This is a genomic window from Gymnodinialimonas ceratoperidinii, from assembly GCF_019297855.1.
Lineage (GTDB): Bacteria > Pseudomonadota > Alphaproteobacteria > Rhodobacterales > Rhodobacteraceae > Gymnodinialimonas > Gymnodinialimonas ceratoperidinii.
Map to the genome: position 1 here is coordinate 3,027,720 of NZ_CP079194.1, position 25,174 is coordinate 3,052,893.

25 protein-coding genes and 1 pseudogene are annotated in these 25,174 nt (G+C 63.9%); 7 read left to right on the forward strand and 19 right to left on the reverse strand.

Annotated features, from left to right (window positions below):
• Nucleotide 1: 1 nt before the first annotated feature.
• The 5 genes from tatC to KYE46_RS14685 form a co-directional block, all read right to left on the reverse strand.
• The gene (gene tatC, locus KYE46_RS14665) at nucleotides 2–904 is read right to left on the reverse strand and encodes a twin-arginine translocase subunit TatC (protein WP_219001528.1); all 903 of its coding nucleotides are present in this window, start codon (nucleotides 902–904) and stop codon (nucleotides 2–4) included.
• Nucleotides 901–1,533 carry a Sec-independent protein translocase protein TatB gene (tatB, locus tag KYE46_RS14670; protein WP_247716849.1) on the reverse strand — a complete coding sequence of 211 codons (633 nt, stop codon included), beginning with the start codon at nucleotides 1,531–1,533 and terminating at the stop codon, nucleotides 901–903. The genes tatC and tatB overlap by 4 nt, the downstream gene beginning before the upstream one ends.
• A gap of 51 nt (nucleotides 1,534–1,584) precedes the next feature.
• Nucleotides 1,585–1,821 (reverse strand): twin-arginine translocase TatA/TatE family subunit, encoded by a 237-nt coding sequence (locus tag KYE46_RS14675; protein ID WP_219001532.1) that lies wholly within the window; start codon nucleotides 1,819–1,821, stop codon nucleotides 1,585–1,587.
• A 138-nt stretch (nucleotides 1,822–1,959) separates the two neighbouring features.
• Entirely contained in the window at nucleotides 1,960–3,054 is a 1,095-nt protein-coding gene (locus tag KYE46_RS14680) for an ABC transporter ATP-binding protein (RefSeq protein ID WP_219001535.1), read from the reverse strand.
• A gap of 118 nt (nucleotides 3,055–3,172) precedes the next feature.
• Entirely contained in the window at nucleotides 3,173–3,952 is a 780-nt protein-coding gene (locus tag KYE46_RS14685) for an SDR family oxidoreductase (RefSeq protein WP_219001537.1), read from the reverse strand.
• Nucleotides 3,953–4,073: 121 nt separating this feature from the next.
• Between KYE46_RS14685 and KYE46_RS14690 the strand changes: the two genes are divergently transcribed.
• Entirely contained in the window at nucleotides 4,074–5,072 is a 999-nt protein-coding gene (locus KYE46_RS14690; protein WP_219001538.1) for a Hint domain-containing protein, read from the forward strand.
• Between the two features lie 8 nt (nucleotides 5,073–5,080).
• Here the strand turns inward: KYE46_RS14690 and KYE46_RS14695 are convergent, their stop codons facing one another.
• Nucleotides 5,081–5,464, reverse strand: coding sequence for a nuclear transport factor 2 family protein (locus KYE46_RS14695; RefSeq protein ID WP_219001539.1), 384 nt, complete (start codon nucleotides 5,462–5,464; stop codon nucleotides 5,081–5,083).
• Nucleotides 5,465–5,719: 255 nt separating this feature from the next.
• Between KYE46_RS14695 and KYE46_RS14700 the strand changes: the two genes are divergently transcribed.
• From KYE46_RS14700 to KYE46_RS14725, 6 genes and pseudogenes are all read left to right on the forward strand, one after another.
• Nucleotides 5,720–7,330, forward strand: coding sequence for a peptide chain release factor 3 (locus KYE46_RS14700; protein WP_219001540.1), 1,611 nt, complete (start codon nucleotides 5,720–5,722; stop codon nucleotides 7,328–7,330).
• The gene (locus KYE46_RS14705; RefSeq protein WP_219001543.1) at nucleotides 7,327–7,815 is read left to right on the forward strand and encodes a hypothetical protein; all 489 of its coding nucleotides are present in this window, start codon (nucleotides 7,327–7,329) and stop codon (nucleotides 7,813–7,815) included. The genes KYE46_RS14700 and KYE46_RS14705 overlap by 4 nt, the downstream gene beginning before the upstream one ends.
• Nucleotides 7,815–7,970 carry a hypothetical protein gene (locus tag KYE46_RS14710; RefSeq protein WP_219001545.1) on the forward strand — a complete coding sequence of 52 codons (156 nt, stop codon included), beginning with the start codon at nucleotides 7,815–7,817 and terminating at the stop codon, nucleotides 7,968–7,970. Before KYE46_RS14705 ends, KYE46_RS14710 begins: the two co-directional genes overlap by 1 nt.
• 30 nt (nucleotides 7,971–8,000) lie before the next feature.
• The gene (locus tag KYE46_RS14715; protein WP_219001546.1) at nucleotides 8,001–8,597 is read left to right on the forward strand and encodes a hypothetical protein; all 597 of its coding nucleotides are present in this window, start codon (nucleotides 8,001–8,003) and stop codon (nucleotides 8,595–8,597) included.
• 115 nt (nucleotides 8,598–8,712) lie between these two features.
• Nucleotides 8,713–9,087: a hypothetical protein gene (locus KYE46_RS14720; protein ID WP_219001548.1), complete on the forward strand. Its 375-nt coding sequence runs from the start codon at nucleotides 8,713–8,715 to the stop codon at nucleotides 9,085–9,087.
• Between the two features lie 175 nt (nucleotides 9,088–9,262).
• A pseudogene (locus KYE46_RS14725) lies at nucleotides 9,263–10,729 on the forward strand (DEAD/DEAH box helicase); the annotation flags it as partial.
• Nucleotides 10,730–11,247: 518 nt separating this feature from the next.
• Here KYE46_RS14725 and KYE46_RS14730 read toward each other — a convergent pair.
• The 13 genes from KYE46_RS14730 to nuoG all read right to left on the reverse strand — a co-directional run bounded on the left by KYE46_RS14730 (nucleotide 11,248) and on the right by nuoG (nucleotide 25,166).
• Nucleotides 11,248–12,924: a ribonuclease J gene (locus KYE46_RS14730; protein ID WP_219001552.1), complete on the reverse strand. Its 1,677-nt coding sequence runs from the start codon at nucleotides 12,922–12,924 to the stop codon at nucleotides 11,248–11,250.
• Nucleotides 12,921–13,712 carry a type III pantothenate kinase gene (locus KYE46_RS14735; RefSeq protein WP_219001554.1) on the reverse strand — a complete coding sequence of 264 codons (792 nt, stop codon included), beginning with the start codon at nucleotides 13,710–13,712 and terminating at the stop codon, nucleotides 12,921–12,923. The genes KYE46_RS14730 and KYE46_RS14735 overlap by 4 nt, the downstream gene beginning before the upstream one ends.
• A gap of 12 nt (nucleotides 13,713–13,724) precedes the next feature.
• Complete coding sequence (locus KYE46_RS14740) at nucleotides 13,725–14,483, reverse strand: biotin--[acetyl-CoA-carboxylase] ligase (protein WP_219001556.1); 759 nt, start codon at nucleotides 14,481–14,483, stop codon at nucleotides 13,725–13,727.
• Entirely contained in the window at nucleotides 14,484–15,932 is a 1,449-nt protein-coding gene (nuoN, locus tag KYE46_RS14745; protein ID WP_219001558.1) for an NADH-quinone oxidoreductase subunit NuoN, read from the reverse strand. It abuts the gene before it with no gap.
• An 11-nt stretch (nucleotides 15,933–15,943) separates the two neighbouring features.
• Nucleotides 15,944–17,488: an NADH-quinone oxidoreductase subunit M gene (locus KYE46_RS14750; RefSeq protein WP_219001561.1), complete on the reverse strand. Its 1,545-nt coding sequence runs from the start codon at nucleotides 17,486–17,488 to the stop codon at nucleotides 15,944–15,946.
• A gap of 6 nt (nucleotides 17,489–17,494) precedes the next feature.
• Nucleotides 17,495–19,684: an NADH-quinone oxidoreductase subunit L gene (gene nuoL, locus KYE46_RS14755; RefSeq protein WP_219001562.1), complete on the reverse strand. Its 2,190-nt coding sequence runs from the start codon at nucleotides 19,682–19,684 to the stop codon at nucleotides 17,495–17,497.
• A 6-nt stretch (nucleotides 19,685–19,690) separates the two neighbouring features.
• Nucleotides 19,691–19,999 (reverse strand): NADH-quinone oxidoreductase subunit NuoK, encoded by a 309-nt coding sequence (gene nuoK / locus KYE46_RS14760; protein WP_219001564.1) that lies wholly within the window; start codon nucleotides 19,997–19,999, stop codon nucleotides 19,691–19,693.
• A gap of 122 nt (nucleotides 20,000–20,121) precedes the next feature.
• A complete protein-coding gene (locus KYE46_RS14765) occupies nucleotides 20,122–20,736 on the reverse strand; it encodes an NADH-quinone oxidoreductase subunit J (RefSeq protein ID WP_219001566.1) in 615 nt (204 codons plus the stop codon).
• A 1-nt stretch (nucleotide 20,737) separates the two neighbouring features.
• Nucleotides 20,738–21,166 (reverse strand): carboxymuconolactone decarboxylase family protein, encoded by a 429-nt coding sequence (locus tag KYE46_RS14770; RefSeq protein WP_219001568.1) that lies wholly within the window; start codon nucleotides 21,164–21,166, stop codon nucleotides 20,738–20,740.
• Complete coding sequence (gene nuoI / locus KYE46_RS14775) at nucleotides 21,163–21,657, reverse strand: NADH-quinone oxidoreductase subunit NuoI (RefSeq protein ID WP_219001570.1); 495 nt, start codon at nucleotides 21,655–21,657, stop codon at nucleotides 21,163–21,165. The genes KYE46_RS14770 and nuoI overlap by 4 nt, the downstream gene beginning before the upstream one ends.
• A 3-nt stretch (nucleotides 21,658–21,660) precedes the next feature.
• Nucleotides 21,661–22,701, reverse strand: coding sequence for an NADH-quinone oxidoreductase subunit NuoH (gene nuoH, locus KYE46_RS14780; RefSeq protein ID WP_219001572.1), 1,041 nt, complete (start codon nucleotides 22,699–22,701; stop codon nucleotides 21,661–21,663).
• Nucleotides 22,702–22,711: 10 nt separating this feature from the next.
• Nucleotides 22,712–23,071, reverse strand: a complete 360-nt coding sequence (locus tag KYE46_RS14785; RefSeq protein WP_247716982.1) for a hypothetical protein — start codon at nucleotides 23,069–23,071, stop codon at nucleotides 22,712–22,714.
• 73 nt (nucleotides 23,072–23,144) lie between these two features.
• On the reverse strand, nucleotides 23,145–25,166 hold the full coding sequence (gene nuoG, locus KYE46_RS14790; RefSeq protein ID WP_219001576.1) for an NADH-quinone oxidoreductase subunit NuoG: 2,022 nt from the start codon (nucleotides 25,164–25,166) through the stop codon (nucleotides 23,145–23,147).
• Nucleotides 25,167–25,174: the final 8 nt, after the last annotated feature.

The window sequence follows — 25,174 nt, forward strand, 5'->3', positions numbered from 1 at the left end:
CTTAAAGTTCCTCGTCTTCCCCGAGGATCCCCTCGGCCCGCAGACGCTTGTTCCGCGCATGTTCGACCCACCGCACAAGCTGGATCGATATCTCGTAGAGGCCGTAGACCACCGTGAAGAGGATCACCTGTGTGATGACGTCCGGCGGTGTCACCAGCGCGGCAAGGGTCAGGATCGCGACCACGGCCCATTTGCGCACATCGGCCAGCCCCTGCGCCGAGACCAGCCCCGCCTTCCCCATCAGGGTCAGCAGAACCGGAAGCTGGAAGCAGAGCCCGAAGGCGAAGATGAACTTCAGCGCCAAATCGAGGGATTCCTTCACCGATCCCAAGAACACGGTCTGGATCTCACCCTCTGCTGCCGGGTTCTCGAAGGTGCCTTCGCCGGCAATCAGATTGGCCAGCGCCGGGATCGCGTCGGAGAAGCCGATGAAGAAATTCATCGCCAGCGGCGTCACCACGTAATGGGCAAAGGACGCGCCGATCAGGAACAAGACGGGCGAGGCGACAAGAAACGGCAGGACGGCATTCTTCTCGGCCCGGTACAGCCCCGGCGCCACGAAGCGCCACAACTGATGCGCGATGACCGGGAAAGAGACTGCGAAGCCCATGATGATCGAGATGCGGATCAGGACGAAGAATTTCTCCTGCGGCGCCGTAAAGATCAGGCGCGCATCCTCGCCCCGGTCGCGCAGCACCTCGGCCAGTGGTTGCGAGATGAAGTTCAGGATCGGCTCGGCGACGGTGAAGGTGACGATGATCCCGACCACGAAGGCCAGCACCGAGCGGATCAAGCGCGTGCGTAGCTCGGCCAGATGCTCCACCAGCGGCGCGGCGCCGCCTTCCAGCTCTTCCTCGGTCGGATCGGCTTCAAGCTGAGGGTTCTGTGCGGCTGTTTCGGTCATTCGCGGCCTGCCTGTGGCTCTGACGCCTCACCTGCCGCAGTCGTTGCGGGCTCCGTGGTGGCAGCTTTCGCAGTCGTCGCCGGTTTGGCAGCCTTGGATTTAGGCGCCTTAGCCTTGGCTTTTGCCGGCTTCGCAGCTTTCGCCCGTGTCGCCGGCGCGTCTGGCGCCTCGCCTTTTGCAGCGGTCGGCTCGGCCGCCGCGGCGGGTGCAACGGCGTCATCTTCTTCGGGCTCACCGCTCAACTCGGCGGCGCGGGCGGCCTTCTCGGCACGGATCGCACGGGCCTTGGCTGCAAGCTCCTTGGCATCCTTCTGCGCGGCCGCCTTCTTCTCGGCGATGGCGCGGGTGGCCGAGCCCTCTTCGTATTTTGAAGGGTCGATGTCATCGAGGACATCACCCATCATCTCTTTCGCCATATTCTTGGGATTGGTGAACTTGGTCGCCGCGCGCAGGTCGCGGTTCATCTCGGTCATGCCGGTGCCGTCGGCCGCTTCGTTCATCGCATGGGTGAACTCGCGGGCCATGCCGCGCACCCGGCCGACGATCTGACCGAACTTCTTGAACATCTTCGGCAGGTCTTTCGGGCCCACGACGATCAACGCCACGATCCCGATGACCAACAGTTCCATGCCGCCAATGTCAGGCATACACCACTAATCCCTCAAACGTCCCGTCAGGGATCAGGCGTTGTCACGCTCGGTGCGCTGCTCTTCCGGCGTCACGTCGCGGGCGTTGGACGCATCCGCGGTAGCCGAGGTATCCTCGATCTCCGGGTCAGGCGATTTCACGCCATCCTTGAAAGCGGTGATGCCCTTGCCGACTTCGCCCATGAGGCCTGCGATCTTGCCGCGTCCGAACAGGACGAGCACGACAACGGCGATCAGGATAAGACCGGCGGGTCCGATGTTATTGAGCATGATGTTCTCCCTCTTCCAGACGTGCGCACGTCTGAATTCTGTATAGCTGAAGCATAGGTATGATCTTGCAGCGCCAGATCAAAGCCCAAAAACGTAAATCGTGAACGGCTGCCTGCTGTTTGAGCGAAGATTGTCCGGTCAGCGCCGGTCCATGAAGACGAAACAGCGGTCCCGGCGGATCGTCAGCCACAGCGGCGTGCCGGGTTTGGGCAGGAAAACGGCCGGCACGGTGGCTTTCACGATGCCGCCGTCGAAATCCATCTGGAACTCGACGAGGCTCTCATGGCCCATGAACCGCGCGCGCTTGACGATGCCCCGTGCAGGCGTCCCATCCTGCGAGGTGGGATTAGGACCCCGACCGCCGCGATCGAAGTCGATCTTCACATGCTGCGGGCGAAACACGATATCCACAGGCGTGCCATTCGGCACGCCGGGCGCAAGGAACTGGCCGAAGGCCGTGTCGGTCAACGCCCCATGAACTTCGCCCTTGATCACGTTGATATCACTAAAGAAAGCGGCGGCGTCCCGGTCTACCGGCGTGTGGTAGATATTATAGGGCGCGCCGGTCTGAACCACTTTTCCATCCCGCATGAGGGCGATCTGGTCGGCCATGCGCATGGCCTCTTCCGGCTCGTGCGTGACCAGGACGACAGCGGTGCCCTCTTCCTTCAGCAACGCCAGGGTGTCGTCGCGGATCCCATCGCGCAGACGGTTGTCGAGGCCCGAGAACGGCTCGTCCATCAGCATGATTCGCGGTCTCGGCGCCAAGGCACGCGCCAGCGCGACGCGCTGCTGCTCTCCCCCCGAGAGCATATGCGGCAGGCTGTCGCCGTATCCCGCAAGGTCGACGCGCTCCAGCAACTCCGTCACCCGCGCCGAGACATTGGTTTTCGTCCCGTGCAGGCCAAATGCCACGTTTTGAGCCACGGAAAGATGCGGAAACAACGCGAAATCCTGAAAGATCAGGCCGACGCCCCGCGCCTCGGGCGGCATATGCACCTCGTCCCCCGAGAGCACTTCGCCATCGGCGCGAATGATCCCGGCGCTCTGCCGCTCGATCCCGGCGATGAGGCGCAGGGTCGTGGATTTCCCGCAGCCCGACGGGCCAAGCAGGCAAAGAACCTCTCCGGCGCCCACACTCAGCGAGACGTCGCGCACGACGTCCCGTCCGTCGAAACGGCACGACACATTCTCAAGGCTGAGACGCGCAGCGGGAGGGGAGGCAGGAGACAAGAGATTTTCCGATCATTTCAATCGGGTTCGGGACGTAGCAGGTTCAACGGTGCCCGCCAAGATGTGCCGGCACCGAAGGGTGGCCCCTCTCCGCGTGTGGGAGGGGCCGCCGTTCCAATCAGATCGTGGCGTTGGTGGCGCCGCCATCGCAGAGGATGTTCTGGCCGACGATGAAGCCCGCATGCTCCGAACACAGGAATGCGCACATCGCGCCAAATTCCTGCCGAGTGCCGTAGCGCCGGGCGGGGATCGTCTGCTCGCGGCGGGACTTGGCCTCCTCCACCGTGATTCCCTCTTTCTGCGACACGCCGCCGTCCAACTGGATCGCGCGGTCTGTCGCGTGGATGCCCGGCAGCATGTTGTTCACGTTCACGCCAAACGGCGCCACCTGACGGGCGGTGCCCGCGACGTAGCCGGTCAAACCCGTGCGCGCGGCGTTGGACAGGCCCAGTGCCGGGATCGGCGCCTTTACCGACTGCGAGGTGATATTGACGACCCGCCCCCATCCCTTGTCGATCATCGCCGGCATCAGCGCTGTCATCAGCGCGATCGGCGCGAGCATGTTTGCGTCCAGCGCCGCGATGAAATCGTCACGATCCCAATCCGACCACATGCCCGGGGGCGGCCCACCGGCGTTGGTCACGAGGATGTCGACATGGCCCGCCGCCGAAAGAACCTCGGCCCGCCCCTCGTCCGAGGTGATGTCTGCCGCGACCGTGGTCACCGACACGCCGTAAGTGTCGCGGATCGCCTGCGCGGTTTCTTCCAAGGCCTCGGCACCGCGCGCGTTCAACACAAGATCGACGCCTGCCTCGGCCAGCGCTTCGGCACAGCCGCGCCCCAAACCCTTCGACGATGCGCAAACCAGCGCGCGGCGGCCTTTGATTCCCAAGTCCATGAACGATCCCTCCGATAAAACGATTGCGCCTTGCCTAGCAGCGCCCTCGCGCCTCTGCCAGCCTTGACCGACCCGTCTTGCGCTTGTCTAAGCGAGGGACACGCTTCGAAGGACGTTTCTCTTGTCAGCTCACCCACCCCTGTTCCGGTTCGACACCTACCCGTCCCAAGCGCTCCGCGTATCGTCCGGGGCGAACATGGGCGACGGCATCGGGCTGGAGGATGACGCCCTGCCCGGCGATATCTACAAGCTGGCAACCGGCGCCGAGGCGGCGCGCCTCGCCATCTCGGACAGCGGCGAGGGCGGGCAGCCCTGCGTTGCGGAGACCTCCGATGTCGGCACGCCGGGCGATGCGCTGGCGATCTCCGCCTGCCACATGTTGATGGGTCCCTCGGGGGAAGTGGTCGAGGTGCTGATCCTCACCCATCAGTCAGAGACCGAACAGGCCCTGCATATCCTGCCGCTGTCGACCCTGAAGCCCGACAACGAATATGAGCTGGTCGGCACCGAGATCGCCAGCGCCCCCGAGAGGTTCGCGGATATTGCCAGCGTCAGCTTCCTCGCCGGCACTCATCTGACACTGGCCAATGGCAAGCAGATCCCGGTGGAACATCTCAGCGTCGGAGATGTGCTCCTGACCCGTGAAAACGGGCCGCAGCCGGTGCGCTGGATCGGCTTCCAGACCCGCCGCGCCGTGGGCGCCGCCGCACCGGTGCGGATCACGGAGGGCACGCTCAACACCTCGCGCGACCTGCGCCTCTCGCCGCAGCACCGCCTGTTCATCTGGCAGCGCCGGGACGAGCTCAATACCGGCCGCGCCGAGGTGATGGTGAAGGCCGAGTTGCTGGTCAACGGCGATACCGTGGTGCGCGAGGAAGGCGGCCACGTGGACAGCTATCAGATCGTCTTCGACAGCCACGAGATCATCTATGCTGAAGGCATCGCCGTGGAATCGCTGCTCGTCACCGGCCAGACCCGCGCCCTTCTGCCTGAGGATCTGGGTCTCACCAGCTCTGCCAAGGCCGCTGCCAGCGCCGCGGCGATGGAGCTCGGCGACGACCCCGGCGACGACGTCGTGGAACGCCTGTCCCGCGCCTCGAAAGGCCGGCGCGAGGACTGATACCGCGCCTACGCGTCGTCCATGAGGTAGTGGAACTCCTCACGCACGATCTTGCCCTCAGCGACGTGATAGACGCCGATCTCCTTCATCTGCATGCGCCGCCCGCTCTCCTTGTCGGTCGCATCGACCTCGAAATAAAGGCTGAACTGATCGTCGCCATGATAGAACGGCCCGGTGACGCTGGAGCCGTATTCCTCCATCGCGCTATCCCACCAATCGTGCTTACCATGGATCGCGGCCTTACCACGGGTCTCGCGCCCTTGCCCGCCCATATCGGCGGCCTCCACTGACACCGCGTCGTCAGCGTAGAGCGCATCTAGGTTCTCGCGCACCTTGGCGCCCCCGGCGCGGCATCCCTCCGCCAGCGCCCGCGCAATATCTTTCATGTCCATCCAAAACCCCTCCCCTTCAACAAAGCCCCACTATGCACGGCCCTCCCCCCTTTTTGCGCCTCCCCAAAGCAATCACCAAGCAAATTACACCCACACGGCCGCCCATCTCCGCTCCTCCTTCATCTTGGCCCTACATCTCCGGGGGTCAGGGGGCAGCGCCCCCGGGCGTCCCGACGGGGCGCCATCGCGACCTCAACCCCAAGCACCAACAATCACCGATTGTCCCGGCGGCCCGCGCTCAATATATGCGGGGACATGTTGGACAATCGCCCCACCCTGCCCCCGGAAATCGCCCGTCGCCGCACGTTCGCGATCATCTCGCACCCCGATGCGGGTAAAACGACGCTGACCGAGAAGTTCCTTCTCTACGGTGGCGCCATCCAGATGGCGGGCCAGGTCCGCGCCAAGGGCGAGGCGCGGCGCACCCGCTCGGACTTCATGCAGATGGAGAAGGACCGCGGCATCTCCGTCTCCGCCTCCGCCATGTCGTTCGACTTTCAGACCCCTGAGGTGAACTTCCGCTTCAACCTCGTGGACACGCCGGGCCACAGCGACTTCTCCGAGGATACCTACCGCACCCTGACGGCGGTGGATGCAGCGATCATGGTGATCGACGGCGCGAAGGGCGTGGAGAGCCAGACCCAGAAGCTCTTCGAGGTCTGCCGCATGCGCGACCTGCCGATTCTCACCTTCTGTAACAAGATGGACCGCGAGAGCCGCGACACCTTCGAGATCATCGACGAGATCCAGGAAAACCTCGCCATCGACGTGACGCCAGCTTCCTGGCCCATCGGCGTCGGGCGCGAGTTCCTTGGCTGCTACGATCTTCTGCATGACCGGCTGGAGCTGATGGACCGCGCCGACCGCAACAAGGTGGCGGAATCGGTGAAGCTGCAGGGGTTGGACGACCCCGCGCTGGCCGATCACGTGCCGACTGAGTTGCTGGAGAAGCTGCGCGAAGAGGTCGAGATGGCGCGCGAGCTGCTGCCCGCGATGGACCTCGGCGCCTTCCGCGAAGGCAGCCTGACGCCGATCTGGTTCGGCTCGGCGATGAACTCCTTCGGCGTGAAGGAGCTGATGGACGGCATCGCCGAATATGGCCCCGAACCGCAGGTGCAGAACGCCGACCCCCGGCAGGTCTCGCCGGACGAGAAGAAGGTCACGGGTTTCGTTTTCAAGGTCCAGGCCAACATGGACCCCAAGCACCGCGACCGTGTGGCCTTCGTGCGGCTGGTCTCGGGGCATTTCAACCGTGGCATGAAGCTGACCCACGTGCGCTCGAAAAAGCCGATGGCGATCTCCAACCCGGTAATGTTCCTCGCCTCGGACCGCGAGTTGGCGGAAGAGGCTTGGGCCGGTGACATCATCGGCATCCCCAACCACGGACAGCTGCGCATTGGCGACGCCCTGACCGAGGGCGAGGCGCTGCGCTTCACCGGCATCCCCTCCTTCGCGCCGGAACTGCTGCAAAGCTGCCGCGCGGGCGATCCGCTGAAGGCCAAGCACCTCGACAAGGCGCTGATGCAATTCGCCGAGGAAGGCGCCGCAAAGGTCTTCAAGCCGACCTATGGCTCGGGCTTCATCGTCGGCGTCGTGGGCGCGCTGCAATTCGAGGTTCTGGCGAGCCGGATCGAGCTGGAATACGGCCTGCCAGTCCGCTTCGAGGCGTCGCAATTCACTTCCGCCCGGTGGGTGCACGGCGACAAGGACGCGGTCGAGGCCTTCGCCGCCGCCAACAAGCAGCACATCGCCACGGACAACGACGGCGACCCGGTCTACCTGACCCGCCTGCAGTGGGACATCGACAGGGTGGCCCGCGACTACCCCGATGTGACGCTCTCGGCGACGAAAGAGCTGATGGTGTGACCGCGCCCGAGGGCGAGGTGAGCCTGCAAGACGTGATTGCCGTGGCGTGCGACCTGCGCCGCGCGCAATGGCTGGTCTCGGAAGATGGTAAGGACATCTCGAATGCCGATAACCACCGCAGGGACGCGCTCCGAAAGGCGCCGCTGCGAACCGCTTGGAGAATGTCGCTATCCCTGCTGGAACACGGCACCAACCGCGCCTTGGGCCGGGCCAGCGCGCGCGATCTGAAACCCCTGCTCACCCATCATCTGCGCGCCCTTGAAGGCACCGAGGAGGCCGCCCCCTACGGCATCGACCTCGCCCGCGCCGTCGTGGAGGCGCTTGAGGCCAATCTGGCCCCTGCCCGCCACGGCGGACGCAGTGCACAACTCGCGAATTACCATGCTGGCTATTGTGGCATCGGTCTGGAATGCCGCGAAATCGACGGCAAACGGTCCTTTCACTATGACCACCCGACGAGGGCAATCTCATCCCGCCTCACCTGATGACGTTCGAAAGCGGCGCGGATCTGGCGCGCTGGTTGGCTCGGCAATCCGATCTGACCCTCTCGGGTGTCGTCGGAGAGCCACCTCTGCGGGATTGGCGCTACATGGGAAACCAGCGGCTCGACCGGGGGCGCTTGCTGGCGTACATCAATTAGACAGACCGGCGCGGCGATCAGGAGCCTCTCGTGACCCATCGCAATCGTGTTCTCCCTGACGGGCGCATCGTCGCCCACCCTGCCCGAGGTACCTTCACCGGAAATCGCGGCATCCTCGTGGACCGCGCGGGCCATATGACGAACCGCCAATGGGCGGCAAAAGCCTGGATCACCTGCGTGCTCGATTTCCGCGGCCGCCGTCGCGCCATCGCGCAACCCGGCACCTGGACAGAGCTGTTTTTCCTCGATGAAGCCGTCGCGCTGGCTGCCGGCCACCGTCCTTGCGCATATTGCAGACGCGCCGACTACAACGCCTACCGCGAACGATTCACAGACGCCCCTAAAGCGGTGGAGATGGACACGACGCTACATGCCGAGCGCCTTGCGGGGCGCGACAAACGCTTGCACGAGCTACGCCTGGATACGCTGCCTGACGGGGCATTTATCATCCACGACGGCGCGGCTCATCTGGTGCGGGGCGACCACCTGCACCCGTTCAGCCCGGACGGCTACCGCGCGGCGGTCCCCCGTCCCTCCGGCGAGGCGCTGGCCTTGACCCCGCCGAGTTCGCTGCAGGTTCTGACGTCAGGCTATACGCCGCAGCTGCATCCCTCTGTGAGGCTTTAAGACCTCCTTAACCAATGTAGGCTACCGTCTCGCCATGTGGCGTTTCACGCTTTGCCTTCTCAGTCTCGCCGCTTGCGTCCCGCAATCGGGCCACTTGTCTTCACCGGAAACCGGCTTGGCGGGGCATTACTCGCGACAGGTCGTCGTCTCTGATCACACCCACCACGTGCTTTACGCCCACGTGATCGTGGCTGAGCGCGATGGAGAGACCACGCGCGCCATCGTATTGTCGCAACGCCGTGATGGCGTGCACAATCTGCGGTTCCAAGAGGCATGGAGCCATGGCGTAGAGCTGCCCTTCAGACGCGGCGGTGCCTTGGATGGGTGCAGCCACGGCCATTGCTTGAACCGTCACGCGGGCCTGATCTTCCTCCCGGCGCCGCTCTTTGCCCACGCGCAACGCCACGGGTTGGCGGTTCGGCTGCTATCCGGGACCGAGAATATCGACATAAGCGTGCCCGCGCATCTGTTTCGCCTGACCACTGCGTAACACTCCGACGCCGAAAATCGTGGCCCTGACGGGCTTTGTTTGACGACTCCCTACGAATGCAATAAGTGCGATGCGTGTCCGTGATCCGCGCGGACGAGTCTCGCGGAGCGCGCTGGCAAACTTGCGCTCCATCACCCCGCCGATTGGCATAACGCCTCGGCCAGATTGGACGCCCATGACGACTTTTGCTGATCTTGATCTAAATCCCAAAGTACAAAAAGCCATCACGGAGGCGGGTTACGAAACCCCTACTCCCATTCAGGCCGGGGCAATTCCGCCCGCCCTTCAAGGCCGCGACGTTCTGGGCATCGCCCAGACCGGCACCGGCAAGACGGCGTCCTTCACGCTGCCGATGATCACCATGCTGGCCCGCGGCCGCGCCCGTGCGCGCATGCCCCGGTCGCTGGTGCTCTGCCCGACCCGCGAACTCGCCGCGCAGGTGGCCGAGAACTTCGACATCTACGCCAAGAACGTGAAGCTCACGAAGGCGCTGCTGATTGGCGGCGTGTCGTTCAAGGAGCAGGAAGCCGCCATCGACAAGGGTGTCGATGTGCTGATCGCCACGCCCGGCCGCCTGCTCGACCATTTCGAGCGCGGCAAGCTGATCCTGAACGATGTGAAAGTCATGGTCGTGGATGAAGCCGACCGGATGCTCGACATGGGCTTCATCCCTGATATCGAACGCATTTTCGGCCTCGTACCCTTCACGCGCCAGACGCTCTTCTTCTCGGCCACCATGGCGCCCGAGATCGAGCGCATCACCAATACCTTCCTCTCGAACCCCGAGAAGATCGAGGTGGAACGGCAGTCCACGACCTCTGACACGATCGAGCAGCGCCTGATCGAGTTCAAGGCGCCGCGCCGTGACGCTCAGGCGAAGATGAAGCGCGACATGCTGCGCGCCGCGATCACGGCCGAGGGCGACGCCTTCCGCAACGCGATCATCTTCTGCAACCGCAAGGTCGACGTCGACATCGTCGCCAAGTCCCTGAAAAAGCACGGGCTGAACGCCGAGCCGATCCACGGCGATCTCGACCAGTCGCACCGGATGCGGACGTTGGCGGGCTTCCGCGACGGCTCAATCACCTTTCTCGTGGCCTCCGATGTCGCCGCCCGCGGCCTCGACATTCCGAACGTGAGCCATGTCTTCAACTACGACGTGCCGAGCCATGCCGAGGATTACGTGCACCGCATCGGCCGCACCGGCCGCGCCGGCAAGACCGGCGTTGCGATCACGCTCTGCGTGCCCTCGGACGAGAAATACCTCGCCGCGATCGAATCGCTGATCAAGCAGCCGATCCCCCGCGCCGAGGCGCCGATCGATGTGAAATCGGCCCCGGCAGCCAAGTCTTCGGACGAAGAGAAGCCCAAACGGTCCCGCCGGGGCGGTCGTCGCTCGGAGGAGCCCAAGGCAGAGCAGGCAGCGGAGACACCGAAGGCCGAGCAGCCCAAGGCCGAGGCCGCACCTGAAGCCAAGCCCGAACCGCAGGAGCGCCAGCCGCAACAGCAACCGCGCCGGGAACGGAGCGAGCGTGGCGGCAAAGGACGCGGGCGTGATCGCGGTGACCGAGGGTCTCGCGTTGTCGGCATGGGTGAATTCACCCCTGACTTCATCGGCTTGAGCTTCGACGAACGCCGGGGCGGCCCCGCGCGCGAGATGAACCTCGACGAAGACGAGACGCCCACGGATGCGCCTGCCGAAGACGCACCCCAGCCGGATGCACAGACCGAAGCACCGGCCGAGAAGCCCAAACGCCGCCGCAGCCGCAAGCCGAAGGTAGAGGCCGAGACGCCTGCGGACGAAACTGTCGCCGAGGCAGAGGCACCGCAGACCGACGCCGAGGCGGCACCAGAGGACAAGGCTGAAGCCGCGCCCGAGGAGAAGCCCAAGCGTCGCCGGGCGCGCAAGCCGAAGGCCGACGCCGAGGCAGCGCCAAACGCTGAGGCAGCCGCGCCCGAGGCTGAAGCCGAGACGGAAGAAAAGCCGAAGCGCCGTCGCACGCGGAAGAAGAAGGTTGAGGAGGAAACTCCCGAGACACCTGCCGCCGAAGATACGCCCGCCTCGGAATAAGGCGACACAACAGACAAGAAAAAGCCGCGCGATGCATTCAGCTTCGCGCGGCTTTTTTGTTTCTCACAGGGCAGTCGCGCCCGGTTGAGTTACTCAGCCATCAGGCGGCTCACCAGAAGCGTCACTTCAGGTTTCTTGCCAATCTCCTGCATGCAGACCTTGCGCGCGACGCGCTTCACCGCTTCTTCCAGCTTGTCGTCATCGTCGATGATCTTGGCATCCAGACGCGGCAGAAGGCGGCCGATCTCGTCCTCGACCAGTTCCTGCAGGTCGACGTCGGAGGAGCCCTTCTCGGGCAGGCCCTTCAGGGAAACCCAAGCGTCTTCAAGCACTTCGTCGGTCTCGTCCACGATCAGGGACACGACCACCATGCCGTTGAGCGCCATTTTCATACGTTCGCGGATCACGCCGTCGTATTGGCCGACGAAAGCATCGCCGTCGAGGTAGATCCGGCCCGCCTCGATATGCTCGGTGACGCCCGGCGCGTTGCCGGACAGCTCCACCATCGCGCCATTCGCGGCGACGATACCCGTCAGCCCCTTGGCAGTCGCCAGCCGCGCGTGCTCACGCAGGTGGCGGAATTCACCGTGACAGGGCACCACGATCTGCGGCTTCAGGATTTCGTGCATCAGTTCGATGTCAGGACGGTTGGCGTGGCCCGAAACGTGGTAGAAGCCGGAGTTGTCATCGACAATCTCGACGCCGATTTCTGCCAACGCGTTCTGGATGTGCCCGACCGAGACCTCGTTGCCCGGGATCGTCTTGGAGGAGAACAGGAACGTATCGCCCTCTTTCAGCTCGTGGCCGAGGTATTTGCCGCGCGAGAGCGAGGCAGAGGCCGCGCGACGCTCCCCCTGGCTGCCGGTTACGATCAGCATCAGGCTTTCGCGCGGAATGTCGAGCGCGTCTTCCGGCGACACGGTCTGCGGGAAGTCCGTCAGCACGCCCGCCTCGCGGCCCGCTTTCACCATACGCTGCATGGCGCGGCCCATCAGGCAGATGGAGCGGCCGGCGGCGATGCCGGCATCCGCCAAGGTCTGCAGGCGAGCGATGTTGGACGCGAAGGTCGTAGCGACCACCATGCCGCGCGCGTTGGCCACCAGTTCAGTGATCTGCGGCGGCAACTCCGACTCGGAGCGCCCCGGATGGCGCGAAAAGACGTTGGTGGAATCGCAGACATAGGCCAGCACCCCTTCCGAGGCGATCTGGCGCCAGAGCTCGTCGTCGAAGGCCTCTCCAACCACCGGCGCGCGGTCGATCTTGAAGTCGCCCGAATGGATGACCCGGCCCGCGTCGGTATCGATCACGAGACCGGAGGCCTCGGGGATGGAGTGCGCGACGGGCGCGAAGGAGACCTTGAACGGGCCCGTCTCCACGACCTCGGGGTAAGCCTCGACCACGCGCACCTGCGCCGGGTCATGTCCCGCCTCGTCCATCTTGCGCATCGCGTGGATGGCCGTGAACTTGCGGCAGTAGACAGGGGCCTCCAGACGGTTCCAGAGGTGGCCGAGCGCGCCGACGTGATCCTCGTGGGCATGGGTGATGAAAATCGCCTCGATCCGATCCTTGCGCTCTTCCAGCCATTCCACGTCGGGCAGGATCAGATCCACGCCCGGTTGGCCGTCCATGTCGGGGAAGGCGACGCCCGTGTCCACGACGATCAGCCGCTCCTGCCCTTCCGGCCCATAGCCGTAGACATAACAGTTCATCCCGATTTCCCCGGCGCCGCCGACGGGAAGGTAGATGAGGCGGTTGCGATCAGTCATGTGGGGTTTTTATCCTTGTTGTATTTATGGATCACGGTCAGGCCGTGCATCGTCAGATCATCTTCGATTTGGTCAAATAGCACATCTCCGCTGGAGAACAACGGGGCGAGGCCGCCGGTTCCGATAACACGCATGTCGCGGTCATGGGTCTCGCGGTACTCGCTGCGGATCCGGTCGCAGATCCCGCGCACAAGGCCGATGTAGCCCCAGAAAACACCCGATTGCATGCAGGCCACCGTGTTGGTGCCGATGACAGCCTGAGGTTTCGTCACGTCAATGTGCGGCAGGGCCGCTGCCGCTTGGTGCAGTGCTTCGAGCGACAGGTTCACCCCCGGCGCAATCACGCCGCCGATGTAGGCCCCGTCCGAGGCCACCACGTCGAAGGTCGTCGCCGTGCCGAAATCCACCACGATCAGGTCGCCGCCGTGGCGGTTGTAGGCACCGGCCGTGTTCACAAGGCGGTCTGGCCCGACGATGGTGCCGTCATCCACCCGCGCCTGGGCGGGCAGAAGGCACTCGGGCTTGCCGACAACCAGCGGGCGGGTCCCGAAATAGCGGTCGCAGAGGACGCGCAGGTTGAACACCACGCGCGGCACGGTGGAGGAGATGATGCATTCCGACACATCAACCGCGAGCTTCTCGTGGGCCATCAGGGTCGAGAACCAGACGAAATATTGATCCGCCGTCCGCGTATGCTCGGTCGCCGCCCGGAAGGTGGCGATGAACTGCGTTCCGTCCCAGACGCTGAAGACAGTATTCGTGTTGCCGCAATCGATACACAGGAGCATGGAAGCCTCCGTTCAGAAAAATATGTCCGCCGCCGCGATAGCACGCGAGCCCTTGGCGGTCTCAAGGATCAGGTTACCGCTCTCGTCCACGTCCTTGAACGTGCCGGTGATTTCCTCGCGCGGCAGTCGCGCGGTAATGACTTCTCCCAAGCGCGCGGCATGGGCGAGCCATTCGGTGCGCGTCGGCCCGAAACCGTAGGCCGAGAGGCTAAGTTCTCGCGAGGCATAGGCGGGCGCGAGGGCGTCCAGAAGGGCCTCGGGCGTTACCTTGTGCGGCAGGGCCACCGGGCGTACCGCACCGGGCTCCAGCGCCGCCGGATCCGGGGCCTCGGCGAGGTTTACCCCGACCCCGATGATGAGGTGCGAAACGCCACCGCGCCCATCGCCCAGGCTCTCGAGCAGGATCCCCGCCAGCTTGCCACCGTTGAAGAGCACGTCGTTCGGCCATTTCAGGGTCAGGGCCTCGGACGCACAGCCCACCTCGATCAGCGCAGCGCGCAGCGCGTTGGCGGCAACAAAGGATCGCAGCGCAATCTGCGAGACCGGCCCCGGCGGACGCATTGTCAGCGACGCGGCGAAATTGCCCTCGGGCATGGACCACGCCCGTCCCCGGCGGCCCTTTCCGGCGGTCTGGTGCAAGGCCAGCACCCACTCGGGCCCGTTCAGCGTCGGGGCCGCGCGTGCGGCCTCCAGCATCGTGCTGTCAGTGGTCTCCAGAACCCGACGAGAGACACCCAAAGGCCATGCGCCAGCGGGCCGTCCGGTCGTCATCTAGCGCAGGAGCATCGCGGCAGCGGTTTCGGCCGACGCCTCGATCCCGAACAGGTTGATGCCGGGGATCCAGCCCAGGCCGATGATCGCCGCCATGGCGATCAGGCCGATGTAGGGCACCAGAGCCATCTTGCCGTCCAAGCCTTCCCGCTCTTCGCCGAAATACATCAGGTAAACGATGCGGATATAGTAATACGCACCGATGACCGAGGCGATCACGCCGCCCACGGCGACCCAGATCAGGCCCGCCTCAATTGCCGCCAGAAGCACCGCGTATTTGGCGAAAAAGCCCAGAAGCGGCGGCACACCGGCCAGCGAGAACATCATGACCAGAAGCGCCAGCGCCTTGGTCGGCTCCTTGTTGGCGAGGCCGGACAGTGAGGAGATTTCGGTGACATGACGGCCGTCCCGCTCCATCGACAGGATGAAGGCGAAGGTGCCGATATTCATCACCACGTAGATCGCCAAGTAGATCAGCATCGCCTCCACTCCGACGGCGGTGCCGGCCGCGAGGCCCATCAGGGCAAACCCCATGTGCGAGATCGAGGAATAGGCCATCAGGCGCTTGATGTCGGTCTGGCCGATCGCGGCAATCGCGCCGAGGAACATGGAGACAACCGCGAGGAAGGCCACGATCTGCTGCCAGTCTCCGACGACGCCGCCGAAGGCATCGTGGACAACGCGGGCAAAGAGCGCCATCGCGGCAATCTTCGGCGCGGTCGCGAAGAGCGCGGTGATCGGCGTGGGAGAGCCCTCGTAGACGTCAGGGGTCCACATGTGGAACGGCGCGGCAGAGACCTTGAAGGCCAGACCGGCCGTGATGAAAACAAGGCCGAAGAGCATGCCGAGCGGCATGTCACCCCCCTGCGCGGCGTCGATGATACCGATGAACTGCGTGGTCCCGGCAAAGCCGTAGGTCAGCGACGCGCCATAGAGCAAGAGGCCCGACGACAAGGCGCCGAGGACGAAGTACTTCAAGCCGGCTTCGGTCGAACGCACGCTGTCGCGGCGCATGGCGGCCACGACGTAGAGCGACAGCGATTGCAACTCCAACCCCATGTAGAGCGCGATCAGGTCGCCGGCGGAGACCATGATCATCATGCCCACGACGGCCAGAATGATCAGCACCGGGAACTCGAACCGCAGAAGATCGGCCTTGGCCATGAAATCCTGGCTGATCACGAGGATTGCAGCCGCCGACAAGAGGATCGCGACCTTGGCGAAGCGCGAGAAGGCGTCCTCGACAAACATCCCGTCGAAGGCAATACGGGCACCCTCTCCGGTCACGCCGATGTAGAAGGCCATGACGACGAACATGGCCGCCGTGGCCCAACACATCCCCGCGGCCATCGCGTCCTTGGACGTGTAGACCGCGATCAGAAGCCCCGCCATCGCGAAGAGCGACAGGACAATCTCGGGCGTCAGAATGGCAAGATCAGCAGAGATCATGGCGGCAGTCCTCAGTGGCTGGCAGCGATGGCGGTGTGGGGCTCATAAGCCGCCACGGCCACATCGTAATTTTCGACAAGGGCAGAAACCGAGGGCCCGATCACGTCGGTCACAAGGCTCGGATAGACGCCCAAAAGGATCGTCATGATGATCAGCGGCGCGAAGATGGCGCGCTCGCGGCCGGTCATGTCGGTGATGGATTTCAGGCTTTCCTTGATCAGGTCTCCGAAGACGACCCGGCGGTAGAGCCAGAGCGCGTAGGACGCCGAGAGGATCACCCCGGTACAGGCCAACAGGCCGACCCAGGTGTTGACCTGGAAGACGCCGATCAGGGTCAGGAATTCACCCACGAAGCCCGATGTGCCGGGCAGGCCGACGTTGGCCATGGTGAACAGCATGAAGACCGCCGCATAGGCCGGCATCCGCACGACAAGGCCGCCATAGGCATCAATCTCGCGGGTGTGCATCCGGTCGTAGATCACGCCCACGCACAGGAAGAGCGCGCCCGAGATGAAGCCGTGGGAGATCATCTGGAAGATCGCACCGTCCACGCCGTTCTGGTTCGCGGCAAAAATGCCCATGGTCACGAAGCCCATGTGCGCGACCGAGGAATAGGCGATCAGCTTCTTCATGTCCTCCTGCACCATCGCCACCAGCGAGGTGTAGATGATCGCGATCACGGACAGCCAGAGCACCAGCGGCGCCATCAGGTCGGAGGCCACCGGGAACATCGGCAGCGAGAAGCGCAGGAAACCGTAGCCGCCCATCTTCAGAAGGATCGCGGCCAGCACAACGGAACCCGCCGTGGGCGCCTGAACGTGCGCGTCGGGCAGCCAGGTATGGACCGGCCACATTGGCATCTTCACCGCGAAGGAGGCGAAGAAGGCGAGGAACAGCATCGTCTGCAATCCGCCGACAACGGTGAAGCCCAGAACCTCGAAGCTGTTGGTGCCGAAGTTGTGGCTCAGCAGCGTCGGAATGTCGGTGGTGCCGGCGTCGACATACATGGCGATCATGGCCACCAGCATCAGCACCGAGCCGAGGAAGGTGTAGAGGAAGAACTTGAAGCTCGCATAAATCCGGTTCGCTCCGCCCCAGATACCGATGATCAGGAACATCGGGATCAGGCCAGCCTCGAAGAAGAGGTAGAATAGCACCATGTCGAGCGCCACGAAGACACCGATCATCAGCGTCTCGAGGATCAGCAGCGCGATCATGTATTCCTTGACCCGGTGGGTCACACCCCAACAGGCGGCGATGGTGATCGGCATCAGGAAGGTGGTCAGCATCACGAAGAGGATCGAGATGCCGTCGACACCGACCTTGTAGGTCAGACCGAACATCCACTCGGTCTCTTCCACCTGCTGGAAGCCGGTGTTGGACGTGTCGAAGCCGGTCAGCAGGAAAATCGACACGAGGAAGGTCGCGGCGGTGGCGGCAAAGGCCAACCGCTTGGCGTTCAACTGCGCCGCTTCATCCTCGCCGCGCAGGAACACGGCCATGATGATCGCTGCCACCAGCGGCAGGAATGTGACGATGGAGATCAAGTTATCCATGATGCCTTACCCTGCGCTCAACGTGACGAAGGTGATCAGGACAACGAGCCCCACGACCATCGCGAACGCGTAGTGGAAGATGTAGCCCGACTGGGCCCGGCCCGCGAGCCGCGTGAAGAAGGGGATGATCCCCATGGCCAGCCCGTTGATGCCGCCGTCGATCGTGTCGCGATCACCGCGGTGCCAGAGGAACCGGCCAATGGCCTGCGCCGGGCGCACGAAGATGAAGTCGTAGGCTTCGTCAAAGTACCACTTGTTCAGCAGGAAATTGTAGAGCGGCCGCTGCTGCTGCGCGAGGCGACCGGGCAGCGACGGGTTCACGATGTAGAACAGGAATGCCGTCAGGAAGCCGCCGAGCATCGCGAAGAACGGCGCGAGCTTGACCCATGTGGGCACCGAATGGGCATCGTTGAGCACGTGGTTGTCGGGGCCATGGTGGATGGCGCCCTCTCCCGGTGCGCCGGTGAAGACGTAGTGCGCCTCGGCGTAGCTGTCGCCCGCGTAGGCTGCGTCGGCCAGATCCTCGTCGCCATGGGCCTCATCGGCCACGACCTCTGTGTCGTGATCGTCCTCGACCAGCGCCTCGGTCGCCAGTGCGTCCTCGCCGTGAGTCTCCTCGGCATGGTCGTCACCGTGAGACTCTTCCGCGTAGGGGACGCCGAAGAACTGCGCCACGTAGTTGGTTTTGCCGAAGAAGCTGCCGTACCAGACCATACCGGCGAAGACCGCACCGATGGCCAACACGCCGAGTGGGATCAGCATCGTCATCGGGCTCTCATGGGCATGGTCATGGGTGTGCTTGTTGCCTCGCGCCTCGCCGAAGAAGGTGAGGAACATCAGGCGCCAGGAGTAGAAGCTGGTGAACAGCGCGCCCACGACCAATGCCCAGAAGGCGAAGGTGCCCAGATCTCCGCCGAAGGCGAAGGCGCTCTCGATCACCGCGTCCTTGGAGACGAAGCCTGCGAAGCCCACGGGGAAACCGAAGTAGAGCAGCGGGATACCGACGCCGGTGATGGCCAGCGTGCCGATCATCATCGCCCAGAAGGTATAGGGGATCTTGTGGCGCAACCCGCCGTAGTTCCGCATGTCCTGCTCGTGGTGCATCGCGTGGATGACCGAGCCCGCGCCGAGGAACAGCATCGCCTTGAAGAAGGCGTGGGTCAGCAGGTGGAACATGGCGACCGAGTAGACGCCGACGCCCGCGGCCACGAACATGTAGCCGAGCTGCGACATCGTCGAATAGGCGATGACGCGCTTGATGTCGTTCTGCACGAGGCCGATCGTGGCGGCCACGAAGGCCGAGAGCGCGCCTACGATGATGATGAAATTGCCCGCCAGCGGCGCGTATTCGATGATCGGAGACATGCGGCAGACGAGGAAGACGCCCGCCGTCACCATGGTTGCGGCGTGGATCAGGGCCGACACCGGGGTCGGGCCTTCCATCGCGTCCGGCAGCCATGTGTGCAGGAAGAGCTGCGCGGATTTACCCATCGCGCCGATGAACAGCAGGAAGGCGATGGTCTCGGCCGCGTTCAGCTCCATCCCGAGGAAGGTGATGGTCATCTCCGCCAGCTCCGCGCCCATGGGCAGGATCACGTCGAACTGGATCGAGTCGGTCATCCAGAACAGGGCGAAGATGCCGAGCAGGAAGCCGAAGTCGCCCACGCGGTTGACGATGAAGGCTTTCATCGCCGCGGCACCGGCCGAGGGCTTGCGGTAGTAGAAACCGATCAGAAGATACGAGGCGACGCCCACGCCTTCCCAACCGAAGAACAGCTGCAGCAGGTTGTCGGCTGTCACCAGCATCAACATGGTGAAGGTGAAGAACGACAGGTAGGCGAAGAACCGGGGGCGGTAGCTTTCGCCCTCCTTGAAGTTCTCGTCATGGGCCATGTAGCCGAAGGAATAGAGGTGCACGAGCGCCGAGACCGAGGTGATCACGATCAGCATGATCGCGGTCAGGCGGTCCACCCGGATCGCCCAATCGGTGAAGAGCGTGCCGCTCTCGATCCAGGTCATGATCGAACGGGTGTAGGTCTCGCCGTCGAAGCCGAGGAACACGATCCACGACAGCAAGCAGGACAGGAACAGGAAGGCGGTCGCGACAACGCAGGCCGCCTGTTCGCCGATCAGGCGCCAGGCGAAACCGCAGATCAGAGCGCCAACGAGGGGCGAGAAGAGTAGGATCGTTTCCATGTGTCCTTAACCCTTCATGTTCGAGACGTCTTCGACGTCGACCGTGCCACGGTTGCGGAAGTAACAGACGAGGATGGCCAGGCCGATGGCGGCCTCGGCGGCGGCAATCGTCAGGATGAACAGCGTGAACACCTGCCCCGTCAGATCGCCGAGAAAGGACGAGAAGGCGACCATGTTGATGTTGACCGACAACAGCATCAGTTCCAGCGACATCAGGATGATGATGACGTTCTTGCGGTTCAGGAAGATGCCAAAAATACCGATGACGAACAGCGCAGCTGCCACCGTCAGATAATGTTCGAGACCTATGGTCATTCGTTGTCCCTCCGGGGCCTCAGGCCCCCATCGTCTGTCCGGGTTGCCCCGGTGCTTTTGTCTGTCGCGCCGCGTTGGGCGCCCGGACCGGCGATTGCGCCGCCCGGTGTCATCGTCTCGGCCTAGAGGCCTTGGCCCGGCTTCACGTCTTTCAGCTCCATCGCCTTGGCCGGATCGCGCATCATCTGCGCCACGATGTCCTGCCGTTTCACGTCCACCCGGTGGCGCAGCGTCAGAACGATGGCGCCGACCATGGCGACCAGAAGGATCAGGCCCGAAAGCTGGAAGGCGAGGAAGAAGTCATCGTAAACGATCTGGCCAAGCGCCTGCGTGTTATGGGCTTCGTCCATTGCGGGCACGGGGCTGCCAAGGCGTCCCTCGACGCCATCGGAATAGGTCCAGGAGCCGAAGGCCAGCGTCAGTTGCATCAGCAAAACGACCCCGATCAGGCCGCCAAGGGGCACGTATTTCGCCATCTCCGCCTTCAACTCGGCGAAATCGACGTCGAGCATCATCACCACGAAGAGGAACAGGACCGCGACGGCGCCGACATAGACGATCACCATCAGCATCGCGACGAATTCCGCGCCCAGAAGCACGAAGAGGCCGGCCGAGGACAGGAATGCGAGGATCAGCCAGAGCACCGAATGCACCGGGTTTTTCGAGGTCACCGTGAACAGGCCACCTGCGATCACCGAAAGCGCAAAGAGGTAGAAGGTGAAATCTGCAATGGTCATCTCAGTCGTCCCCTCCGGAGGCGCTTCCGCCCCCTTCTCCGTCGATGGCCTCTTTAGCCAAATTCATCGCCTTGTTCATCGCGGGCATGCCGCCGAACAGGCTGGCGAGACCGATGGTCTCGGCGATTTCCTGCGGCGTCGCGCCGACCGAAAGCGCCTGCCGCACCGTCATGCGGACCTGCGGCTCGGCCACGGCGCCCTGGATCGTGAGACCCTGCAGCGTCAGCAACAGCCGTGTCTTGGCCTCCAACCCCTCGGGGTTGAACTGCTTGCCCATGAAGGCTTCCAGCATCTCGGGCGGGACCTGCGGCCACAGCTTCTCGATCTGGGTCGCAGACATCGCCGGCGCAGCGGCCTTCAGCCAGGTCTGCGTCATTTCCTGCGTCTGCCTGAACAGCGCTTCAAACGGGTTTTGCGGGGCGTCACTCATCGGTAGGGCGCATCCAGCTCGAGGTTATGGGCAATCGCGGATTCCCAACGCTCACCATTCGCGAGCAGCTTTTCCTTGTCGTAGTAAAGCTCTTCGCGGGTCTCGGTGGCGAACTCGAAGTTCGGGCCTTCCACGATGGCATCGACCGGGCAGGCTTCCTGGCAGAAACCGCAGTAGATGCACTTGGTCATGTCGATGTCATAGCGCGTCGTGCGGCGCGACCCATCTTCACGGGGCTCCGCGTCGATCGTGATCGCCTGTGCCGGGCAGATCGCTTCGCAGAGTTTGCAGGCGATGCAACGCTCTTCCCCGTTGGGATAGCGGCGCAGGGCGTGCTCACCGCGGAAACGGGGCGACAGAGGCCCCTTCTCGTGCGGGTAATTGATCGTCACCTTGGGCGAGAAGAAGTACTTGAAGCCCAGTTTGAAGCCTTTGAAAAAATCCGCCAGCAGGAAGTATTTAGCGGCGCGGGTATAGTCGATCTGCGTCATGGCTTAACCTCCAACGGCGAAGCGGGCCCAGAAGCCGCCAAGCACTTCGTAACGGGCCATGAAGGCCACGAACACAACCCAGAACAGGCTGAACGGCAGGAACACCTTCCACCCCAGGCGCATCAACTGGTCATAGCGGTAGCGCGGCACGATGGCCTTCACCATCGAGAACATGAAGAACACGCCGAGCATCTTCAGGATCATCCACAGCACGCCATCGGGCAGGCCGGGGATCGGCGACAGCCAGCCGCCGAAGAACAAAAGCGTGGTCAGCGCGCACATCAGCACGACCGCGACAAGCTCGCCGATCATGAACAGCAGGAACGGGGTCGAGGAATATTCCACCTGGTAACCCGCCACCAGTTCGGCCTCGGCCTCGGGCAGGTCGAACGGCGGGCGGTTGGTCTCGGCCAGTGCCGAGATGAAGAACAGGAACAGCATCGGGAAGTGCGGCAGGAAGTACCAGTTCAGCAACCCGAAGTCGCCGTCCTGCGCATGGACGATGGCAGTGAGGTTCATCGAGCCGGTCGAGATGATCACACCGATGATGATCAGGCCGATGGAGACCTCGTAGGAGATCATTTGTGCCGCCGAACGAAGCGACCCGAGGAACGGGTACTTCGAGTTCGAGGCCCAACCGCCCATGATCACGCCGTAAACCTCCAGCGAGGAAACCGCGAAGACATAAAGCACCGCGACGTTGAGGCTCGACAGAACCCAACCGTCGTTGAACGGGATCACGGCCCAGGCGATCAGCGCCATGACAAGGCTGACGATCGGTGCGAGGAAATAGACCGCGCGATCAGCGCCCGCGGGCACCACGATTTCCTTGACGATATACTTGATGAAATCCGCAAAGCTTTGCAGCAGGCCGAAGGCGCCCACGACGTTGGGGCCTTTCCGCATCATCACGGCGGCCCAGATCTTCCGGTCGGCGTACATCAGGAACGCCAAGGCGACCAGAAGCGGCACGACAAGCAGCAAGCACTGCAACAGGATCAGCAGGCCCATGCCCAATGTTGTCTCGGTGAAAAACTCTACCATGGGGCGTCCCTTAAACCGTCGGTATCCCTTGCTCTGCGCAATCGGCCGTCACTACTTCCGCTTCGAGGGTTTGCAAACCCCGGGGCAGGTCCGGCGAGATGGTGTAAACCGCATCTGCGGCCCAAACGCCACCCTCTTCCGTAATAGTTGTGCGCACATGTCGCGCAAAGGAATATCCCCGGATCAGCGTGTATTGTGCTGCCGCGCAGCGGGCATAGGCATCCAGATCGGCGCGCGTCGCGACACCGGTCATCTGTGCCCGGAAATTCACCAGATCCTCGTCCAGCAGACGCGTTTCCACCCCGTCGTATGTCGCGGGCGGTGCCTCTTGCAGCGTCGGGCCGTCGCTGGCGGGCTGACAGCCTGCCATTGCAACGGAGACCGCGCCGATTCCGGCGAGGATGGACAAGCGCGCGGCGTGGCGCGGGGCGAGCCCCACGGCCTTACTCCGCCGCGATCGGTTCTTGGCGCCGCGCCTTCGCGGCGGCGGCAAGCTCGGCCATCAGGGTCGATGCGCGGGCGATCGGGTTGGTCAGGTAATGCTCCGACACCGCCAGAGCGAAGTCGCCCTGCCCCATCTCGGCCATCGCCAGCGCCTCGCCGCTGTTCTCGACCACTTCGTCGATCATTGCCAGATGGAGTGCGGCTTCGGCCATCGCCTTGCGCAGCGCGCCAAGGGAATCGAACGGCAACACGGAGCCGACCTCGGCCGAGAGCGCCCGCAGGATCGCCCAGTTCTCGCGCGCATCGCCGGGAGGGAAGCTGGCGCGCTGTGCCAGTTGCGGGCGGCCTTCGGTGTTCACGAAGGTGCCGGGCTCCTCGGTATAGGCCGAACCGGGCAGGATCACGTCCGCGCGATGCGCGCCCCGGTCCCCGTGAGAGCCTTGATAGATCACGAAAGCGCCCGCCGGCACCACGATCTCGTCGGCGCCGAGGTTGTAGACCACGTCCGCGCCGTCAAGCGCGGCCTCCAGACCACCCTCGGTCACGGCGCCAAGATCCATCGCGCCCACGCGGGCAGCGGCGGTGTGCAGGACCAGCAGCTTGGAGTCGGTCTCGGCACAGAACTTCTGCACATGCGCCAGAACCGCTTCGCCGTCGTCCCCGATCAGCGCGCCCTGACCCACGATCACGAGGCTCGACTTGCCCTGAACCGACGGGTGAGCGACACCCAATTGATCCGAGAGCGCCTTCCGGTCGGTGCCAAGGTGCACATAGTCATAGGTCAGATCGACAGCTTCGCCGATCAGGCCGACCACGGCGCCTTTTGTCCACGCCTTGCGGATGCGGGCGTTGAGAACCGGGGCCTCGGCGCGCGGGTTGGTGCCCACCAGCATGATCGCCTCGGCGTCGTCGATATCCTCGATGCTCGCCGTGCCGACATAGGCGGCGCGGTTGCCCGCGGGCAGCTTGGCGCCATCGGTGCGGCATTCCACGGAACCGCCCTGCCCTTCGACCAGTGATTTCAGGGCAAAGGTGGCCTCGGTGGACGCCAGATCGCCGACGAGACCGGCGAGTTTGGCGGCGCCCTTGATCTTCTCGGCCGCGAGGCTCATTGCCGTGGCCCAGGTTGCCGGCACCAGTTTGCCGTTTTCACGGATGTAGGGTTTGTCGAGGCGTTGGCGGCGCAACCCGTCCCAGACATAGCGGGACTTGTCGCTCAGCCATTCCTCGTTCACGCCGTCATGGTTGCGCGGCAGGATCCGCATCACTTCGCGGCCCTTGGTGTCGACGCGGATGTTGGAGCCGAGCGCGTCCATCACGTCGACGGATTCGGTCTTGGTCAGCTCCCACGGACGGGCGGTAAAGCTGTAGGGCTTGTTGGTCAGCGCGCCCACGGGGCAGAGGTCCACGATATTGCCCTGCAACTCCGATTCGAGCGTCGCGCCGAGGTAGCTGGTGATCTCGGCATCCTCGCCACGGCCGGTCTGGCCCATCTCGGGCATGCCGGCGACTTCACTGATGAACCGCACGCAGCGGGTGCAGGAGATGCAGCGCGTCATCGCCGTGTCGACCAGCGGGCCGAGGTTCATGTTGTCCACCGCGCGCTTGGGCTCGCGGAAACGCGAGAAGTCCACGCCATAGGCCATCGCCTGATCCTGAAGATCGCATTCGCCGCCCTGATCGCAGATCGGGCAATCGAGCGGATGGTTGATGAGCAGGAACTCCATCACCCCCTCGCGGGCCTTTTTTACCATGGGCGAATTGGTCTTCACGACCGGCGGCGCCCCCTCGGGGCCGGGGCGCAGATCGCGCACCTGCATGGCGCAGGAGGCGGCGGGCTTGGGCGGGCCGCCCACGACCTCAACGAGGCACATGCGGCAGTTGCCGGCGATGGTCAGGCGCTCGTGATAGCAGAAACGGGGGATCTCGATCCCGGCCTGCTCGCAGGCCTGGATCAGGGTCATGGCGGGATCAACCTCAACCTCTTTATCGTCGATGATAATCGTGCGCAGATCGGTCATGGGTCGGT

What these genes read in the sequence shown, in the direction of transcription:
- KYE46_RS14735 (WP_219001554.1), bottom strand. Translation starts at nt 13,712, where the DNA reads ATGCTCCTGTGTATCGATTGCGGCAACACGAATACTGTCTTCAGCGTC.
- KYE46_RS14700 (WP_219001540.1), top strand. Translation starts at nt 5,720, where the DNA reads ATGTTGGACAATCGCCCCACCCTGCCCCCGGAAATCGCCCGTCGCCGC.
- nuoH (WP_219001572.1), bottom strand. Translation starts at nt 22,701, where the DNA reads ATGGTAGAGTTTTTCACCGAGACAACATTGGGCATGGGCCTGCTGATC.
- nuoK (WP_219001564.1), bottom strand. Translation starts at nt 19,999, where the DNA reads ATGACCATAGGTCTCGAACATTATCTGACGGTGGCAGCTGCGCTGTTC.
- KYE46_RS14710 (WP_219001545.1), top strand. Translation starts at nt 7,815, where the DNA reads ATGACGTTCGAAAGCGGCGCGGATCTGGCGCGCTGGTTGGCTCGGCAA.
- nuoG (WP_219001576.1), bottom strand. Translation starts at nt 25,166, where the DNA reads ATGACCGATCTGCGCACGATTATCATCGACGATAAAGAGGTTGAGGTT.
- KYE46_RS14695 (WP_219001539.1), bottom strand. Translation starts at nt 5,464, where the DNA reads ATGGACATGAAAGATATTGCGCGGGCGCTGGCGGAGGGATGCCGCGCC.
- nuoN (WP_219001558.1), bottom strand. Translation starts at nt 15,932, where the DNA reads ATGATCTCTGCTGATCTTGCCATTCTGACGCCCGAGATTGTCCTGTCG.
- KYE46_RS14730 (WP_219001552.1), bottom strand. Translation starts at nt 12,924, where the DNA reads ATGACTGATCGCAACCGCCTCATCTACCTTCCCGTCGGCGGCGCCGGG.
- KYE46_RS14685 (WP_219001537.1), bottom strand. Translation starts at nt 3,952, where the DNA reads ATGGACTTGGGAATCAAAGGCCGCCGCGCGCTGGTTTGCGCATCGTCG.
- tatC (WP_219001528.1), bottom strand. Translation starts at nt 904, where the DNA reads ATGACCGAAACAGCCGCACAGAACCCTCAGCTTGAAGCCGATCCGACC.
- tatB (WP_247716849.1), bottom strand. Translation starts at nt 1,533, where the DNA reads ATGGAACTGTTGGTCATCGGGATCGTGGCGTTGATCGTCGTGGGCCCG.
- KYE46_RS14740 (WP_219001556.1), bottom strand. Translation starts at nt 14,483, where the DNA reads ATGACGACCGGACGGCCCGCTGGCGCATGGCCTTTGGGTGTCTCTCGT.
- KYE46_RS14750 (WP_219001561.1), bottom strand. Translation starts at nt 17,488, where the DNA reads ATGGATAACTTGATCTCCATCGTCACATTCCTGCCGCTGGTGGCAGCG.
- nuoL (WP_219001562.1), bottom strand. Translation starts at nt 19,684, where the DNA reads ATGGAAACGATCCTACTCTTCTCGCCCCTCGTTGGCGCTCTGATCTGC.
- nuoI (WP_219001570.1), bottom strand. Translation starts at nt 21,657, where the DNA reads ATGACGCAGATCGACTATACCCGCGCCGCTAAATACTTCCTGCTGGCG.
- KYE46_RS14785 (WP_247716982.1), bottom strand. Translation starts at nt 23,071, where the DNA reads ATGGCAGGCTGTCAGCCCGCCAGCGACGGCCCGACGCTGCAAGAGGCA.
- KYE46_RS14770 (WP_219001568.1), bottom strand. Translation starts at nt 21,166, where the DNA reads ATGAGTGACGCCCCGCAAAACCCGTTTGAAGCGCTGTTCAGGCAGACG.
- KYE46_RS14675 (WP_219001532.1), bottom strand. Translation starts at nt 1,821, where the DNA reads ATGCTCAATAACATCGGACCCGCCGGTCTTATCCTGATCGCCGTTGTC.
- KYE46_RS14765 (WP_219001566.1), bottom strand. Translation starts at nt 20,736, where the DNA reads ATGACCATTGCAGATTTCACCTTCTACCTCTTTGCGCTTTCGGTGATC.